This window comes from Streptomyces sp. NPDC020875, from assembly GCF_040641415.1.
Classification (GTDB): domain Bacteria; phylum Actinomycetota; class Actinomycetes; order Streptomycetales; family Streptomycetaceae; genus Streptomyces.
In genome coordinates, this window is record NZ_JBFADP010000096.1 from 1 (window position 1) to 17890 (window position 17890).

The 17890-nt window shown below is 67.8% G+C and carries 10 protein-coding genes; 3 read left to right on the top strand and 7 right to left on the bottom strand.

Annotation, left to right across the window (positions count from 1 at the left end):
- The 3 genes from AB0G74_RS33015 to npdG form a co-directional block, all read right to left on the bottom strand.
- Positions 1-581: MFS transporter (locus AB0G74_RS33015; protein ID WP_361154024.1), on the bottom strand; the 581-nt coding region annotated here is incomplete at its 3' end.
- Positions 582-656: 75 nt separating this feature from the next.
- Complete coding sequence (locus tag AB0G74_RS33020) at positions 657-905, bottom strand: hypothetical protein (protein ID WP_361154026.1); 249 nt, start codon at positions 903-905, stop codon at positions 657-659.
- Between the two features lie 123 nt (positions 906-1028).
- A complete protein-coding gene (npdG, locus tag AB0G74_RS33025; RefSeq protein WP_361154028.1) occupies positions 1029-1733 on the bottom strand; it encodes an NADPH-dependent F420 reductase in 705 nt (234 codons plus the stop codon).
- 94 nt (positions 1734-1827) lie between these two features.
- Here npdG and AB0G74_RS33030 point away from each other — a divergent pair, with 94 nt between their 5' ends.
- Entirely contained in the window at positions 1828-2436 is a 609-nt protein-coding gene (locus AB0G74_RS33030) for a hypothetical protein (RefSeq protein ID WP_361154030.1), read from the top strand.
- Positions 2437-2451: 15 nt separating this feature from the next.
- Here the strand turns inward: AB0G74_RS33030 and AB0G74_RS33035 are convergent, their stop codons facing one another.
- The 3 genes from AB0G74_RS33035 to AB0G74_RS33045 all read right to left on the bottom strand — a co-directional run bounded on the left by AB0G74_RS33035 (position 2452) and on the right by AB0G74_RS33045 (position 11657).
- Complete coding sequence (locus AB0G74_RS33035; RefSeq protein ID WP_361154033.1) at positions 2452-3033, bottom strand: hypothetical protein; 582 nt, start codon at positions 3031-3033, stop codon at positions 2452-2454.
- 354 nt (positions 3034-3387) lie between these two features.
- A complete protein-coding gene (locus tag AB0G74_RS33040; protein WP_361154036.1) occupies positions 3388-3960 on the bottom strand; it encodes a suppressor of fused domain protein in 573 nt (190 codons plus the stop codon).
- The gene (locus AB0G74_RS33045) at positions 3957-11657 is read right to left on the bottom strand and encodes a polymorphic toxin-type HINT domain-containing protein (protein ID WP_361154038.1); all 7701 of its coding nucleotides are present in this window, start codon (positions 11655-11657) and stop codon (positions 3957-3959) included. The genes AB0G74_RS33040 and AB0G74_RS33045 overlap by 4 nt, the downstream gene beginning before the upstream one ends.
- Before the next feature lie 729 nt (positions 11658-12386).
- Here AB0G74_RS33045 and AB0G74_RS33050 point away from each other — a divergent pair.
- Entirely contained in the window at positions 12387-15596 is a 3210-nt protein-coding gene (locus AB0G74_RS33050) for a VCBS repeat-containing protein (protein WP_361154041.1), read from the top strand.
- A 97-nt stretch (positions 15597-15693) separates the two neighbouring features.
- On the opposite strand, the gene AB0G74_RS33055 is transcribed toward AB0G74_RS33050, so the two are convergent.
- Positions 15694-16491, bottom strand: a complete 798-nt coding sequence (locus AB0G74_RS33055) for a site-2 protease family protein (protein WP_361154044.1) — start codon at positions 16489-16491, stop codon at positions 15694-15696.
- A gap of 140 nt (positions 16492-16631) precedes the next feature.
- Here AB0G74_RS33055 and AB0G74_RS33060 point away from each other — a divergent pair.
- The coding region (locus AB0G74_RS33060) for a BTAD domain-containing putative transcriptional regulator (protein WP_361154047.1) at positions 16632-17890 on the top strand (1259 nt) is incomplete at its 3' end.

Here is a 17890-nt window from a genome sequence, read left to right on the forward strand (position 1 = left end):
AGCAGTACGGAGACCGTGAACGTCAGCACCGTGACGGCGTACGCCGCCGGATGGCCCGCGTACGCCACCACCACACCGGCCACCGACGGCCCGACGATCGCCCCCGCCTGCCAGCGCAGCGCGTTCAGCGCCGCCGCCGCGGTCTGCTGGTCGTGCGGCACGATCCGGGCGATCAGCGAGTCGATCGCCGGGCGCTGGAGCCCGGCCAGCGCCGAGACCCCGGCCGCCACCACATACAGCGGCCACAGCATCGGCTTCGGCAGCATCGCGTTGACCAGCAGGATCAGCGCCAGCAGCCCGAGCCCGGCCTCCGTCCACAGAATCAGCTTCCGGCGGTCCATGGCGTCCGCCAGCGCGCCGCCGTACAGCCCGAACACCACCAGCGGCACCAGCTCGACCGCGCCCATCGCCCCCACCGCCAGCGGGGACTCGGTGAGGTCCTTGATCTGCAACGGCAGGGCGATCATCGCCATGAAACTGCCGAAGTAGGTGATCAGCCCCTGGAGCCAGAGCAGCCGGAAGTCACGGGAGGAGCGCCAGGGCGCGAGATCGGGGAGTATCGCGGAGAGCTTGGGGGGCACAACGCGTCATCGTCCGCCCGACCCGGGGGCCCGGGCAACCGGTTTTCGTACCCGTGGCCCGGGTCGCGGGGCCCTTCAGCCGGTGGCGCGCTCGGCCTTGCCCCGCTTGATGTAGTACCAGGTCATATTGGACGAGAGACCGGCCAGCAGCACCCAGACGACGCCGATCCACATGCCCTGGACGAACGAGACCACAGCGGCGACCACGGCGAGCAGACAGGCGGCGAGCGTGTAGACGGCGAGGCGGGGCATGGGGGAGGGCTCCTGATCGGACGGTCGAGCGGTCGGACGCGCGAACGCGGCGTACGGTCCAGTGTCCCCCATGCCCCGCCCGGCCCCGTACGGCGGGTCCGCGCGGACGGGGACCTTCCGCACGGGCGGGCGCACGGGCCGGGCCGGGCCCCGGGCGGGCGGGCCCGCCGTACTCCGTCCCCTTCTTATCTGTCCTTATACGTCGGTGACCCGCAGCCCGGCGTGCGCCTTGTACCGCCGGTTCACCGAGATCAGATTCGCCACCAGCGACTCCACCTGATGCGCGTTGCGCAGCCGCCCCGCGAAGACCCCCCGCATCCCCGGAATCCGGGCCGTCAGCGCCTGGACGACATCCGTATCGGCCCGCGACTCGCCCAGCACCATCACATCGGTATCGATCTCCTCGACCGACGCGTCCTGAAGGAGAACGGCGGAGAGATGGTGGAACGCCGCCGTCACCCGCGAATCCGGCAGCAGCGCGGCGGCCTGCTCGGCGGCGCTGCCCTCGGCCGGCTTCAGCGCGTACGCGCCCTTCTTGTCGAAGCCCAGCGGATTGACACAGTCGATCACCAGCTTCCCGGCCAGCTCCGCGCGGAGCGACTCCAGCGTCGCGGCGTGCCCGTCCCACGGCACGGCCACGATCACCACATCGCTGCGCCGGGCGCACTCCGCGTTGTCGGCGCCCTCGACCCCGAGCCCCAGCTCGGCCGCCGCCGATCCGGCCCGCTCGGCGGAGCGCGAACCGATGATCACCTTCTGCCCGGCCAGGGCGAACCGGTAGGCCAGCCCCCGCCCCTGATCCCCGGTCCCACCCAGGACCCCGACCACGAGTCCCGACACATCGGGCAGCTCCCAGGGGTCCTTCGGAGCGGGCTTGGCATTGCTGTCAGTGGAAGTCATAAGCCGACCCTACTCGCAGGTAGCACCCCTCGTACGGGTGAGTCGCGGTGATAGCGCCACCCCCCGTACGCGCCCCGGGACAGGATGCGGCCCCATGGACGCTGTACGGGTGGCGCTACTGCGCGAGGTACTGGCGGGCACCGAGTGGCCGGGCGCGGCCCGCCGGTTCGCGGGCGCGCTCCGGGGCTCGGTGTCCCCACGCGGCGAAGGGCTCCTGCTGCTCGGCACCGAGGAGTACGAGCCGTGGCACCTCGCCGCCCATCTCGTCGACGAGGCAGCCTGGTCGGGCCGGACCGAACTCGCCCCCACCCTGATCCGCCACCGCGCCCGCCCCGGGGACCCGCCCCATCTCGCCGTCGGCCCCGCCCGGCTCCACCGGGCCCGGCGCGGCGAGACCCTGCTCCTGGTCGCCCCCGACCGCCCCGGCGACACCCTCCTCACCGACCTCGAAGCCGCCCGCCGCGCCGGAGTCACCCTCTTCACCCTCGACACGGGCGACCGGGACGTCCTGGCCCTCGCCCATGAATCCCTGACGGTCGCCCCCGGCACCGACGGCATCGACCTCGACACCGTCCAGCACCTGGTCAGCGCGGCGGCGGGCGAGAACGGCCACCCCCTGCCGGTCCGGGGCCGCCGCACCTTCCGCGACCGGGTCGCCCGGCTCGTGGACCATCTGACGTCCCCGCCGCCGGAACGCTGGTGACGGGCCGTCGAACGGTCACGCCAGCCGGATGATCTGCGCCTCGAACACCTTCACCGGAAAGACGAAGTCCTTCGTGCCGGTCCCGGTGGCGGTGGCGGTGGCGGTGAGCTGACCGACGGTGTACCCCTTGCGGAACACCACCACCTTCACGGGCACGGTCCTCCCCTCGCGAGTGACCTCGGCCCCGAACGCCATCGCCTGCTCGGCCCCCTGCGGCGCGACCTCCGCGACCACCTTCGCCACCCGCTGCTCGCCACCGCGCACGGTGACCTGGAACCCGCCCGCGCACTTCCTGAGCGCCTCGGCGAGCCCGTCCATCACGGCGGGCCCGCCGTCCCGGTCGTACAGCCCCAGCGTCACGACGGTCTCCACCCCGTCCCCGCTCAGCGCCTGCCCGGACACCGACTCCGGCTTCCCGAGCGCGACCCCGGCGAGCGCGTGCGCGACGGGCAGACACGCTTCGTCGTCCTCCGCGACCCGCACGTCCTTCCCGGCCACCCCGGCGGCGCCGGCGACCTTGTGCCCGGGCACGGCCCCGACGACGGCCTTCCCGAGCGCGTCCTTGGAAACGGGCCCGGCGGTGGGGCCGGTACGCACAGGAACCGTGACTCCGGCCCCCTCTGGGCCCCCGCCTCCGACTCCGGTACACGCCGAAAGGCCGAAAAGTCCCACAGTCGCTATAATTCCCAGCTTTTTTCGCCGTGAGCCCGTCAACTGATCGGCTGCCTTAGGTAGTAGAAGTTTGCCTCGCGAATTGCCTGCAGTTTCTTTCGTTGCGGCTGTGAGGCCTGGGGCTGCTTTCTTTGGATTTTTTGAATGACCGCCGGGCTTGGGGGTGTTCTTGTGGAGTTATAGTCAAGCACTTCAGGTGCCCCACCGTTGAGTGCAATGGGGCGCCTGAAGTTTACTGCTTCCGATTTGAATGCGGTCTGTGAAGCGAAATGGATGGCCTCAGGTAATCGGATCTCTATTGGGATCCAATACGTTTACCCCTTCGGCGTCCATCATGGATTCGAATTCATCAAGAGTCTCGCGCTTGATGAAATCGGCCTCGCTCTTGTGGATGGGGAGCAGCCACAAGAATCGCGCGCCACCTGCTTCTTTCGGGGACCATTCGAGTTCAGGTCCATAGGGGTACGGAAGGCACGCCAAAAGGTGATCCATGCGCGAATCCGGCATCCAAGGTCGGCCAATATTAACGACCGATCCAACGTTCAGTTGATGGGCCTCGAATGAGTGATAGTGACTCACCATTGCCAGCGTTTCCGAGTGTATTTCTGACTTTACGGGCGACATCATGAAGAATTCAATTCTGCCGAGTTTGGGTCCGCGTACAGAGGACCCGACTGTCACGTAGACCCAGGCCTCGCCAGCGTGCTGGGGGTAGATCTGATAGGTGGCGAAGTGCGGAACGCGATCCAGGATCGGTCCACGAACCCAGGAGGCAGATTCCACGATATGACCATCCCAGAACCTGCGGACATGTCGCTCCAGGGCCGACAATCTTCCGCTGTCTTCGGTCATAGTCTCAAATTCCTTTTTATTGCCTTGGAGACCTTCGCCATTTCGGCCCCTTGTGATCGCTGGCAAGGCCAACATGCAGCCCCATTGATGCCATCGTTTCTCGCGTATGCTCTTCGTTCTGCGTTCGTCATTTCTGACCCACCGCCGCGATAGTAGTGGAGAACGAGTGGCGGGTCATGCTCAGGAACAGGGGAATGAGCAGTTCCTGATGCCATCGTGGCGCCGCACTCCGGGCACGGCTGGCCCTCAGCTGCCGCTCGTGCCGCACGGCCACCGGGGCCATCTGTCTGGGAGCCGCCGTAGTGTGTAGCGCGATTGTACGGAACTGTGGCTGTGACCGGGTTTTCTAGGTCACTCACAACCCCGCTGGAATCAACTTCGAACCGGGCGCCACGGCAATTGTGAACCAGGAGCGGTGTGGCCTCCGCCAGCACATAGTACGTGTGAAGATCGCCGACCGTGAGGTTGTGCACCGTAGCCTGAGCTGTCCGGCGTTCGACCGCAGCGATCTGAACGAACGTGCCGGATCCAGTGCGCAGCCAGTCACCCGGTGCCAGATCGGTGGCGTCAATCCACTCCTTCAGCTCCGGTACCCAGAAGGGGTGGCCGTCCGTCGCGGTGACGGTCGCCGTGGCCGAGCCCCCGGACCCGTCGGTGTCGATGGTGACCTCGACGAGGTTCTTCTGGCCCTCGCCTCGGATCTCCGAGACGACCGTCTCGACTGCCGTCTCACCAGTCTCGGGATCCGTGGCAAGGACCTTGTCGCCGTTCTTGACTTCTTCGATCGGTTTGGTCGTGCCGTCCGCCATCAGGACGAGCGTGCCTGGGGTGAAGCTGTTGTCGTCGCAGCTCTGGCCGGATTCGTTGCTGCTGGAGGCGGAGCGTCGGCTCTTGCTGGGGGTGTCTTCCTTGGAGCTGGCCCTTGCCCTGTTGGTTGGTTTTTCCGCCTTCTTGGCTTGGACCTTCTTTTCCTTCTGGACGGGATTGCCTGTTTTCTGGGCCGATTTCTTATCGGCTCTCAGCTTTGCCTGTTCTGCCTTCTTTTTCGCGATCTGGGCAGCCTTCTTTGCTGCGGCCTTCTTGGCCTCTGCTGCCTTTCGTGCCGCTTCTTGGGCCCGCTTCGCCGCTTCGATTACCCTCCGGGCTTCTTCTTGGGCTTTATGGAAGGCTGAAGTGGCCTTTCTGGCCTTGCCGATCGTCGACCAGATCGTCTTGACCAGTTTGTACGCCTTCTTCAGCGGAAGAAGGTCGAAGATCACATTGAAGCAACCGCTGAAACTAGCCCGAGTGAAGCAGCCGACCGCGTCGCTAATGTTGAAGAGATCTTGGAAGGACTGCCAAAGAACATTCCAGATGACGTCGTACAGTGTGACGCTCATCTGCGCCCTGGCCCAGGCCAGTTCATCCTGAGACGGGCCCCCGTAGGCGTCGCCGCCGTACCCACTCATCGAGCCGCCGGCGCTACTGCCGACGTCCGCGGACTTCAGTCCGCTCGGGTCAGCGAAGGTGACCGGGTTGTTCTCGCTGTAGGTGTAGGCATTGATCTGGACGGGGTCGCCGAGGTCCAGCAGCGGGTCGGCGGAGATGAAGCGGCCGGTGGCCGGTTCGTACTCACGGGCGCCCAAGTGGACCAGGCCGGTTGACGCGTCGTCGTCGCCGCCGATGTAGCCCTTGTGGGAGCGCCAGTCGGGGTTCTCCGAGCGGCTGACGCCGAAGGGGTCCTTCTTGGCGAACCTGACCGGGCTTCCGCCGCCCAGGCCGACATCGATATGGGCCGTGCCCTGATGGTCGGAGATCTGTGCCGAGAGTTCGCTCGAACCGTTCCCGCGAATATGGCGCATGACGGTCGGCGCCCCGGGCTGGGCGTAGTAGCGCTCGGTGTGGGAGTGCTGGCCGTTGCTGGTGGCGACGGTGGTGTCGCCGAGGAAGAGTGTGGATTCGCCCTCGGTGATGGCCATGAGCCGTTCGCCACCGGGGCCGTAGATGTATCGGGTTTCGTCGGCCGGCTTCCACGACTGCGTCGGAACCGCTGCGGGCGTGTTGTCGCAGGTTCCCAGCACTAGATCGGTGCCGGCAGTGGTGTTGGGCGCGGTCAGGCATCTGCCGGAGGTGACGTGTTTGAGCTTCTCACCGTCGGCGACAACGGTCCATTGTTGGGCGGTGGTGCCGTTGCAATCGGCGATGACCACCGCGGTGCCGTTGGCCGTGCCGCCGCCCGCGGGCACCGCGCACTTGCCCGCCACCTTCAGCGCGCCCACGGTCGGGTCGGCCACGGTCGCGTCGATACGGAACTTCTGCGCGGGGCTGCCGTTGCAGGTGAACTGCTGGATCGGTGTTCCGGCGACTGTCAGGCTGCCGGAGAGATCGAGGCAGCCCTTGTTCCGGTTGACCCAGGCACCGGAGCCCTCTCCGAATCCGGTGACCTTCTCCGGCTTGCCGTCCCAGGTCCAGGTCAGGGTCTGGCCGACGCCGCCGTCCGTACGGGCGGTCATATTGCCCGACTGGTCGTAGGTGCGGACGGAGGGTTTGGTGATCTGCGCGCCCGCCTCGTTCTTGAAGACGGTGGAGGTGGCGGTGAGGGTGTGGGGCTGGGTGCCGTCGGCCTTGCCGTAGGTGTAGGTGGTGGCGGCGTCCTTGGTGGCATCACCCGCCGGGTCGTGCTTCACCAGCTTGGTCCGCTGGCCCAGCTCGTCGTAGCTGTACGACTGCCAGTAGCCCGCGTTCGCGGCGGTGACGTTCTTCGTCCCGTCCGGGTACTCCGGCGCGGCGCCCTGCTTGCCGGGTGCCTGACAGGTGTTGGGCGCGGTCCATGCCTGAGTGAGCTGGCCGATGGGGTCGTAGGTGAAGCACTGCCGGTCGGTCACCGCGTTCCAGCGGTCCGCGACGGAGGTGACATTGCCCGCCTGGTCGTACTCGTAGGAGCGGGCGTTGACCCGGGTCCCGGTCACCGTGCTGGTGTCGCTCGTCGATTCGCGGTCGACGATGTTCTGCTCCAGCGCGCCGGTGCTCTCGTTGAAGATATTGGTGGTCCACACCCGGTTCGGGAGGCTTCCGCTGACGGTGCGCACGACCTGGCCGTAGACGCTGTACTCGGCGTCGGTGGTGTACCACTCCTTGCCGGACGTGGAGACCGGAAGCCCTTCCGTGTTGAAGCGGGTGATGATCTTCTCCGCCGCCAGCCCACCGGCTTCGGGAAGTCCGGTCTCCCTGAGCTGCCCGTACCTGGTGTACCCGAAGGTGTACGCGTAGCTCGGCTTGAGTCCGTGGGCGGTCGCGACGGAGGGCGGCAGCGTGAGCTTGGTACCGGTCGGCTGGTAGTCGGCGTTGTAGCCGGTGACCTCACTGGTGTAGGGGAGGTTGTCGGTGTAGCGGGTGGAGCTGGCCTGTAGGCCGACGGCGCCGGCGACCGTGTCGTAGGTGCTGGTCTCCAGCAGGCCGCCCGTGCTGTTGTTGAGCCGCTGCTCGATCGGGCGGGACAGCTCGTCGTACTTCATCCAGACCTTGACGCCCCGGGCGTCGGTGGTGAGGACGGGACGGTCGGCGATGTCGTACTCGGTGGTGCTGGTACCCGTGTCCGGGTCCGTGGCTGACTTCAACCGGCCCCGTACGTCGTAAGCCCACGACCAGACGTTGCCCTTGGGGTCCTTAGCCGACGTCATGTCACCGCGCGCGTCGTAGCTGAACGCGGTCGAGCGGAACGCGGTTCGGGCGGGATCGGTGAAGGTGTCCACGCGGACAGTGCGGCCGAGTGCGTCGCTGTAGGAGCGCTGGGAGGCCGCGCCGGTGGGCTCGATCGCCACCGAGTAGTCGTAGCCGAACTCCGACCGCGAAGCCTTCTCCGGCTTCTCCGCTCCAGCCTCGTACGGTGTCTCCTGAAGTACCCGCCCCAGGCCGTCGTACTTGTACAGGGTGGCGTTGGGAATCTTGGTGTCGGAGGCGTCGGTCGGCTCGTACATCACCCGCTGGGGATCACCGGCGGCGTAGTAGCCGTTGTTGGTCCGGGTGATCGTCCCGTTCGGGCCGTAGAGGATATCGGTGATCAGCCGCCCCTTGCCGACAGCGGGTTCCTGCCGCTGCCGCTCTCGGCCCAGCCCGTCGTAGAACACATACGAGTCGATGTATTCGGAGCCCTCCGTGAGGGCCTGGGACTGCACGGAGAGAGGCTCTCCGGCCACCGCGTGGTAATGGAAGATCCCCGCCGGCCGGTCCGCCGAGTCCGTCGGGCCCCATGCCTTGACGGTGCGGCCGAGCCCGTCGTACTCGAAGGTCGTGCTCCGGCCGTTGGGATCGGTCTGCTTCACCGCGTTGCCGCGACCGGGCTCCAGCAGGCTGGTGGAGGTGTGCTGTTTGGCGTTGGTGGTCTTGACCGAGAAGAGCTGTCCGGTCGCGGGGGTGTATTCGGTCGTGGTGGTGTTGCCCGCCGCGTCCGTCGCGCTGACGGGACGCGCCTGCGCGTCGTAGCTGACCTCGGAGTCCTTGTCCCAGGTCCCGCCGTCCTTGCTGACCGTCCAGGTGGTGGTGGCCCGGCCGAGGGAGGGAGCGGCGCCGAACGCGAGCTTGTCGTACGTGATACGGGAGCCGGACATCCAGGTGGAGGCGGCTGGTTCGACGCCTGCGGCCGGGCAGAGTCCAGCAGTGGTCAGGGCCTGCTTGGAGAGGCCGATCATATGCTTGGCGGAGTTGTGGACGTACTCCATCCGTGTGCACGTCTCGTCGCCGGTCCGGCCGGTATCGCCTTGTGACTCCACGCTGATCGGCAGGTCGTAGACACCGTCGTACTGGGTGGACGTGCGCACGGTTCGCCAGGTGCGATCGTCGTCGTCGGTGTGCGGATTGCTGTCCACACGGGTGCCGGAGGCCAGCGACACGCTGACGCTGTAGCTCTCCATGACGCGATATGCCTTGAGGTCCGGGATGCCGTCGCCTCGGGCCCGGGTCGCCAGGACCTTGTGCCAGGGGTAGTCGACGTCTCGGTTGAGCACCGTTCCGCCGACCTTGGTGTACATCATGCTCTCGGCGACCCGGCCCTGGTAGGGCAGGAGGTCGCGGGCGATGTCGTAGCCCTGGCTGTCCTTGACCGTGATGGTGCGGACGGGGCTGCCGGCCCCCGGGAGCGGATCGCCGTCCATGCCCCGGAAATAGCGGGTCTCCGTCATGGACCGCTCGCTGCCGGTAAACGGATGGGCCGAGTCGGCGCCACTGATGGTGCGGACGATCTCGTAGCCGCGCCACTGGTCGTAGGTTCGGGTCTTCTTCTTCGAGAACTCGGTCTGATTGAGGGCCCAGCCGGCGCCCTTGCGCTTGGCCGCGCTGCTCTCGTCGTACTCGAACGTCGTCGATGTCGGCTCGACGCCGCGAACGTTCGGCAGCTCCTCGACCTTGGCGAGGACGTACTTGTTGAACCAGCTGATCGTCTCGTCGGCTTTGTCCGGGTCGGGGTGCCAGTACGCCGGGAAGCAGAGTCCGGTGTTGTCATGGGTGGCGGGGAAGTTCTCACCGCTCTGGCAGGCCCCGGTCGGAGTGTTGTAGGTGACGACGGTCTCGCCGCCGTATTCGTTGACGACCCGGCTGATGCGGAGTCGGTCGAATACGGGGTTGGTATCCTTGCTGCCCGCGTTCGGACCCGATTGGATGACCTGTTTTACTCGGTTGGGCATCGACTGGGTGTTGGCGATGAAACTGACCGCGGGGAGTCGTACGCCTTCGGTGTCATTGACGCCGTAGCCAGTACGGGTGATGGAGTTCAGCCAGAGCGCCGTGCCCTCGTCGGTCTTCTCGTGCGGCAGTGACTGGACCAGCTTCCAGTTGTCCACCTTGGAGAGGGCCGTGGAGCCCTGGACGCGCTGGGCGTACGTGGTGACTGCGGCGAGGCGCTTGCGGGACCAGAAACTGGGTATCGGTACGAAGCACTCCTTGCCTCTGGCGCCGGAGCAGAACAGATCGGCCGGAGTGTCGTACCAGATGCGATTCTTCGCCCAGTCACCAGAGGTGAAGTTGGTATCGGAACACTGCGTGGCGCCCTCGATGTAGCACCGTTCGTCGACGGAGAACTCGACGCGGGCGACGGGGGCCGCCGTGTAGATGGTGTCGTCACGCTGGCCGTAGTCGATCCGGGTCAGATAGCCACCGCGGTCGTAGCTGACCGGTGTTTTGAACTTGAGATTCCGCGAGTAGTGGTTGACTTCCTTCTGCCACCACAGGGACATGGCGTTGCCGTGGACATCCACGACGTAGTCGAGATTCCAGCGCCATGCCTGATAGCAGAAGGAGTTGGCGTAGGTCGCGTTGTAGCAGGGCTCCCCCGGCTGGTTCCCGGAGACCGGGACGGTGAGGACCGAGTCGGTGGTCTCCTTGCCCGCCGAGTGGCCCGGTAACTTGTGGCGGCCGAACCAGTACTGGGTGCCGTCCCGCGTGGTGACTTTCCAGTACTCGGGGCTTTCGGTGCGGTTCTCATCGTCGTTCTGGGTACCGGGCCGCTTGACCAGCTCGACCTTGGAGCCGTCGCCGTTGGCGGTCACCCACTTGTCCGAGTGGGGTGTGGCCTTGTCGGAGTCGTCCAGCACCAGCTCCGTCGTCGCCCCGCCCAGGGTCAGGACTGCGTTGTACGAGCCCCAGCACAGGTCGGATCTCTTCAGGTTGGCGTTGTTGCCGCCGGTTCGGTCGTCCCGGCAGGACTTGTAGGTCCGGGTGATGGAGCCGGGGTTGTAGTCCCAGCCGTCACCGATCCACGACGGCTGGTTGTTCGTGGCGGAGGTGGCGCCGTCCACGGCCTGGGAGTTGTAGCTGAAGCCCAGTGAGGGTACGGGGCCGCCCTGTACCGCGGGGGCCTGCATCGCGTAGCTGTAGGTGAACGCTCCCGCGCCGTTACCCGCGGACCACGAGCCGGCGCTGGGGATCGGGGTCGCCGCGAAGTCGCCCTTCGCGCCGCTGCCGCTGGATGTGGCGACCAGGACCGAGGAGCCGGCCGAGGCGGCGGCCATGGCGGTCATCGGCGCCGCCGCGGTCCTGGCGTTCATCGCGCGGGCCGCCGGGACCGGCGGGGTGACCGGATCGGTCAGGGACGCGACATTGATGGTCGCCTCGATCTGGCGCTCGCCGTCGATGACATTGTCGCCGGCGGCATCACCGGTCTTGGGCTTGACGACGTTCCGGGTGTCGACCTCGACCGGTTCCGAGCAGGCGTCGACTTCGGGAGTCGTGAGGAAGCAGCTCGGGAACTGGAGAATGTTCAGGCGGTCGGCCCAGTTCGCCCCGTACAGCTCGGCGAAGTCGGTGTAGTCCAGCGCCACCACCGCATTGCCCGTCGCGGTCGACGGTGGGGTGACGGTGAAGGCGAAGCCCTCGATGTTCCGCGCCTCGGTCTGGGCCTGGTCGGTCAGCGCGACCTGCCAGCTGCCTTCCAGTGCGGCGGCCTCGGCGGGCGTCGCGCCCTGAGGGGCGCCGACTTCGAGGGGAGTGGTGCCGATGGGCACGGTCTGCCCCGGTGTCAGAGCCGTGAGAGTCCGGGCGGCGGGGGGCACCGATACCGGGACCGCCGTCTTCTTCGGTTCGTATTCCGGCTCTGTCGGAATCTCGGCAGTGGTCAGCCGGTCGAGGTTTCCGCCGTCCACCCCGGGTACCGGCGTGGTGTCCGGAATGTCGACCAGTTGCACTCCGGCCCGGTCGACGGGGGGAGGCAGGGCGCTCGCCCCCGGCACCAGACTCGCGGTCAGGGCCAGGGAGACCAGCGTGATGACGCCGGCGCGTAGCCGCCATCGGCGGCTTCTTTCAGCTCTGGTGCCCGGGAGTCTCCCCCGGCCACTCCACGACAGTGATGTCCCCACGACGGCCGTAGCCCTCCCCCAACGTCTGAATTCCGTTTTCGGGCGCGGGGAAAAGGTCAGACCCCACACCTGACATGTCTGCGGTCGCCGCATCCTGGGGGAATTCGCGCAGTCTCGTCAATGACGCGTTCTCGTTCAGTGTGAGAAGGGTCATGGAATGTCGCGTGTAGAGAGAGAAGCGAAAGGGAACGTCCGAAGAATCGGATAAAAGACCCTTGCTCGGGTGAATTGAAACCCAATGCGCTTAAGTCGGGTATATGGGGTAAAGTTCAGGCTGATTCGTGTCATGGGTGAGCGGTTGATCCCGGACTTCGGCATTTGACTCGCAAGGCGTCGCGGGATGCTGCCCCGATGGGAACGACCGGCCTGTCCTTAAGTGTTCCCCGATGTGTCTGAAAATTTTGTGAGGACATCACCGCGTGATAGTCGCGGGCTGTACACAACTTTGTTTCACCGGGGCATGCTGGCTGGCGCTCTCTCTCGGCGGAGCTTGCAGCTGTCCTGGCCGAATGGGGGAGAAATGGAGGGTGACATGGCGCTCCGCCCCGCTCGGCTGTGTCCGTCGCGGGAAGGCCGCCGTTCAGGGGAGGGGATTCCAGAATCGTGGAACGTCCACGTCTCATCCGGGGACTGCCCCGAAGAGCCACGGCGGGGGTCGCGGCCATGCTGGCGGCGGCCCTGGCCGCCACGCTGCTGATATCCGATAGCGAGACGGAATCGGCGACACCAGAGGCGAAGGCACCCGCGCAGGCTGACCGCGCCCGTGCGGGTGAGAAACCGCTGGACGAGAAGGCGGCCCAGGCGGAGGCGCTGCGCACCGGGAAGCCGGTGGAGGTGCTCGCCCTGCGGGACGAGACCTCGACCACGCTCGCCCTGCCGAACGGGAAGTTCCGGCTCTCGGCCCACTCGGCGCCGATCCGGGCCCGGGTCGACGGCGAGTGGAAGTCCGTCGACACCACCCTGGAGCGCACCGAGCGCGGCTGGCGCCCCAAGGCCACCGTCAACCCGGTCGTCTTCCACTCGGGCAAGGGGAAGGGCGAGGGTCAGCGCAGTAGCCGGGGTTATGCCCGGCTGCCCCTGACCAGCCCCGCCCGCCCGGTCGGCCAGGTGAAGTACACCGATCTGGCCACCTTCACAGCCGAGGGCAAGGAACTCACCGTCGGCTGGCCCGGCCCGCTGCCGGAGCCCGAGATCGACGGCGCCGCGGCGCTCTACCGGAACGTCCTCAAGGACGTCGATCTGCTGCTGACCGCCCGGGACACCGGCTTCACCCACGTCCTGATCGTGCACACAGCCGAGGCGGCGGCCGACCCGGCGCTGGCGAAGATCTCGTACCGACTCTCCTCGCCCGAACTGACCTTCTCCCTCGACGACACCAATGACGTCCTCACCGTCCGGGACGGCGCTGGCGCCGAGGTCGGCGGCTCCCCGAGCCCCTTCATGTGGGACTCCAGCGGCAAGCCCGCCGTCACCCAGGGCGAACCCCCGCTCGACAAGAGCGCGAAGACCGAGGGCACCTTCGGGCTGACCGGGCTGCTCGGCCCGCAGATAGGCACTCGCCAGGCCCCGGCCGACGCGACCCTCACCGGTGGCGGAACCACCTCGGCGGTGCTTTCCATCGCCCCTGACCGGAAATTGCTGTCCGGTGAGGGCACGGTCTATCCGGTCTTCATCGATCCGCCGCTTTACGGCAAGACAGCGGCTTGGACCACGGCCTACCAGACGTATCCGACCACCAGCTTCTGGGACGGCGCGAACTTCAACTCCGGTACGACCGAGGGGCGTGTGGGTTTCGAGACCACCACCAGAGGGCTCTCCCGCTCCTTCTACCGGCTGACGTGGAAGAGCAGTATCAAGGGGGCTCGGATCGCCCGGGCCACCTTCACCTTCCGGGAGACCTACTCCTGGTCGTGCAACCCGGCCGAGATGGATCTGCTGCACACCAGCGACATCTCCTCCGCCACCACATGGGCGAACCAGCCGGACACCCTGTCGCTCATCGGTAGGAAGTCCTTCGCGCACGGTTGGAACTCGTCCTGCCCCGACGCCAACGTCACCTACGACGGCAGAGCTGTGGCGCAGAGTGTGGCGGCCAACGCCGGCGGCACCCGAGTCGTCATCGGCATGCAGGCCACCGACGAACGCCCGCCCAGTTCCTGGAAGAAGTTCGCCGCTGAAGGGCAGTCGGCGCCCCGGCTCGACATGGAGTACACCCGGCCGCCCAAGGAACCCACCGGGCTCACGGCCGATGGGAGGGCCTGCGGACGGGGGCCGTTGTATCCGACCTATGGCCAGGGGAACCTGACCTTTGCGGCGGCCAGTTCCGACCCTGACGGCGATCTGAGCGCGCTGCACTTTCAGCTCTGGCAGTCCGGCAGCACTGTCAAGATCATCGATAGTCATCGCACCACGACCACGGGGGGCCGGGCCGATGTCACCGTCGACAAGTCCAAGTTGGCCAACGGCAAGACCTACTTCTGGCATGTGCGCGCGGTAGACGCGGCCGGCGTCTTCTCCACCTACGGCCCGCCGGGCAGCTCCCCCTGCGGATTCAACTACGACGATCTCGCCCCCGGCGCCCCGGATGTCTCGTCCGTCGACTTCCCGGAGGACGATGGGAGCGGCACCAAGTGGAGTCCCCGGCCCTTTGGAACGAAGGGCAAGTTCATCCTGACGCCGGCCCCCGGCAGCGGAAGGTTCTCGAAGTACTACTGGTCTTTCAATCGCGAGGCTTACGTTCCCGAGCGCAGCGTCTCGGTAATCGTGGGCTCCGTGGGTATCGAACTCGAGCCACCAAACGCCGGGCCCAACATTCTCTATGTGAAGACCGCGGATGCTGCAGGCAACATGTCGGTCACACCGACCAAATATCTGCACTATGTGACGCCACGCGAAAAATCCGATACGGCGGGCGATGTGACCGGGGACGGCAGCGCCGATCTCTACGCCATTGACAGTACCGGAGACCTGCGGCTCTATCCGTCCGAGCGTTCGGGCAGTGTGCATGCCTCCATCGCGGCGGCACACGACGACGGCGTGCTGATCGATACGGACGAGAACGAGGATGGCAAGCCCGACTACGGCTACCACTGGGTTGATGCCAACGGAGCCAACCCGGCACTGATCACCCATAACGGCGACTTCGTCGGCGGTGACGGCATCCAGGACCTGGTCGCCCGGATGCCCGACGGCAGACTCTATGTCTACCGGGGCGACGGCTACGGCAGCGTCGACATCACCAAGCGGGTCGAGGTGCATATGCCTGCGGGTGCCCCGGCTCCCTCGGCGATCACCCAGATTCTGGCGGTCGGCGATATCACCAACGACAAACACCCCGAGGTCTTCGCTACCGTCGGCGACGCGCTGTGGGTTTTCATGGGCTATACGGGCGTCGCGTTCGACTCCGCGATCCAGCTCAGCGCCTCGGCCTGGACCAGCCGTGACCTCGTCAGCGTCGGCGACTTCAACCGCGACGGCAGCGCCGACATGGTGTACCGGTCCTACGCCTCCGGAACTCCTGGCTGGCTGCTCATCCGCCACGGCAAGCCGGCCGCCGCGGGGGGTACTGATGTCAACTCCCTGGCCAGCGCGGCCAACTCGCTGCACGGCAGTGATGCCCAATACGGCTTCGGCTGGACCGCTGCCGCCATTCCGCAGATGACGGGTACGCCGGATGTCAACAACGACAACATTCCCGATATTTGGGCGGTGATGAGCGATGGCAATCTTCGCTTCTACGCGGGCACGGCCGCGGACAACGGCCCCTTCACCGTGATCGGGGGCGGTTGGGCCGGAGTGAGAAGGATCGGCTGATCCCTGGTCGACAACCGCAGGACGAACCTCCGGCCCCCCGCGCCCACCGGCGCGGGGGGCCGGACCCTTCCCCGGGCGGCCCGGAGCGGTCCCCGTCTCAGGCCAGGCTCGCGCAGACCGGTGACTCCGTCCGCCAGAACCGGTAGAAGTCATAGCCGCACGCCGTCTCCAGGTCGCCCACTCCCAGCCCCCGCAGGACCGCGTCGACCAGGTCGAAGAAGGCGCGGTTCACCTCGGGCACGAAGAACAGCAGGGCGAAGACGAGCAGCAGCCCGTACGGCGCGACGGGGGCGACCCGGCGGCGGGCCGCGGCCGAGAGCCAGGGCTCGATCACCCCGTACCCGTCCAGGCCCGGAACCGGCAGGAAGTTCAGAATCGCCGCTGTGACCTGAAGCAACGCCAGAAACCCGAGGGCGAACCGGAACAGCACCGGCACCCCGTCGAGGCCGCCGAGCCAGAACGGGGCCGTACACACCACGGCGAAGAGCGCGTTCGTCAGCGGGCCCGCGGCCGAGATCAGACTGTGCCGCCAGCGGCCCCGGATCCGGCCCCGCTCGATGAAGACCGCACCGCCCGGCAGGCCGATCCCGCCCAGGACGACGAAGAGCACCGGCAGGATCACACTGGTCAGCGCATGGGTATAGGCCAGCGGATTCAGGGTGAGATAGCCCCGGTCCACCACCGAAGCGTCACCGCTGTGCAGCGCCGTACGGGCATGCGCGTACTCGTGGAGGCAGAGGGAGACCACCCAGGCCGCCGTCACGAAGACGAAGACCGCGAACCCGGCGACCGGCAGCGCGTCCGCCCAGACCGCCCAGCCCGCGACCGCGCCGACCGCGACGATACCGAGGAAGACCGGGCTGATCCGGCGGGACGGGGCGGACGGACTGCTCATGGCACGGCTCCGATTCCATGACGATCGCGTGACGGGGTGGTGACCGAACGTACTCGCCCGACGCGAGGGCAACGACCGGGCGACGCCCCGGGTTCCGGAGCCCGGCGCCGTCACCGGGGGCGTACGGGGAGAATGGCCGGGTGCGCTACTCCGTACTCGGCACCACCCAGGCCCACCGCGACGACGGTACGCCCGTACCGCTCGGCGGCGTCCGGCTGCGCGCGCTGCTCGGCGCGCTCGCCCTCCGCGCCGGGCGGACCGTGCCCGTCGGGGCGCTGGTCACCGAGGTCTGGGCCGGGGAACCGCCCGCCGATCCGACCGGCGCGCTCCAGGCGCTCGTGGGCAGGCTGCGGCGGACGATCGGCGCGGGGGCCGTCGTATCGGCGGCCGACGGCGGTGGTTACCGGCTGGTCGCCGACCCCGACGACATCGATCTGCACCGTTTCACCCGGCTCACCGGCGAGGGCGCCCGCGCGCTCGCCGACGGCGACCCGGCGAAGGCCGGGATCGTACTTGAAGAGGCCCTGGCGCTCTGGCGGGGCCCGGCGCTGGCCGACCTCCCCGACGCAGGGGCCGAGGCCACCCGTGCGGACATCCGCCGCCGGACCGCCGTCCGGGACCGGCTCGCCGCCCTGGTCGCCCTCGGCCGGGCCGAGGAGTCCCTGCCCGAACTGGTTGCCGCGGGCGCCGGGGCGCCGCTGGACGAGCCGTTGCGCGCCCTCCACGTCCGGGCGCTGCGGGCGGCCGGACGGCCCGCCGAGGCGCTGGCCGCGTACGAGGAGTTCCGCGTCCGGCTCGCCGACCGGCTCGGCACCGAACCGGGGCCCGAACTGCGCGGTCTCTACGAGGAACTGCTCGACCCCGGGCGGGCGCCGGACACCGGTGCCGGACCCGACCGTACGACGGCCACCGCCGACGGGGCCGACCCCGGCCGTGCCGCCCGACGGGAACCGGCCGGGGGTTCCGCCGTCCCGCCGCCCGGGAATCTGCGGGCCCGGCTCACCTCGTTCGTGGGCCGGGAGGACGATATCGACGCCCTCCGCGCCGATCTGCGCGGCTCCCGTCTCGTCACCCTGATCGGGCCCGGCGGCGCGGGCAAGACCCGGCTCTCCCAGGAGGCGGGCGCCCGGACGGCGGAGGCGTACCCCGACGGGGTGTGGCTGGTCGAACTCGCCCCCGTGGACGACCCCCGGAACGTGCCCGAGGCCGTCCTCTCCGCCCTCGGCGCCCAGCGGACCGTACTGCGCGGCGCCGGGGCCGAGGAGATGCGGGCCGCCGAACTCACCTCCGACGACCCCCTGTCGCGCCTGGTGGAGTTTCTGCGTCGGCGGCGGTTGTTGTTGGTTCTGGACAATTGTGAGCATGTGGTGGGTGCGGCGGCGGTGGTGGTGGAGCGGGT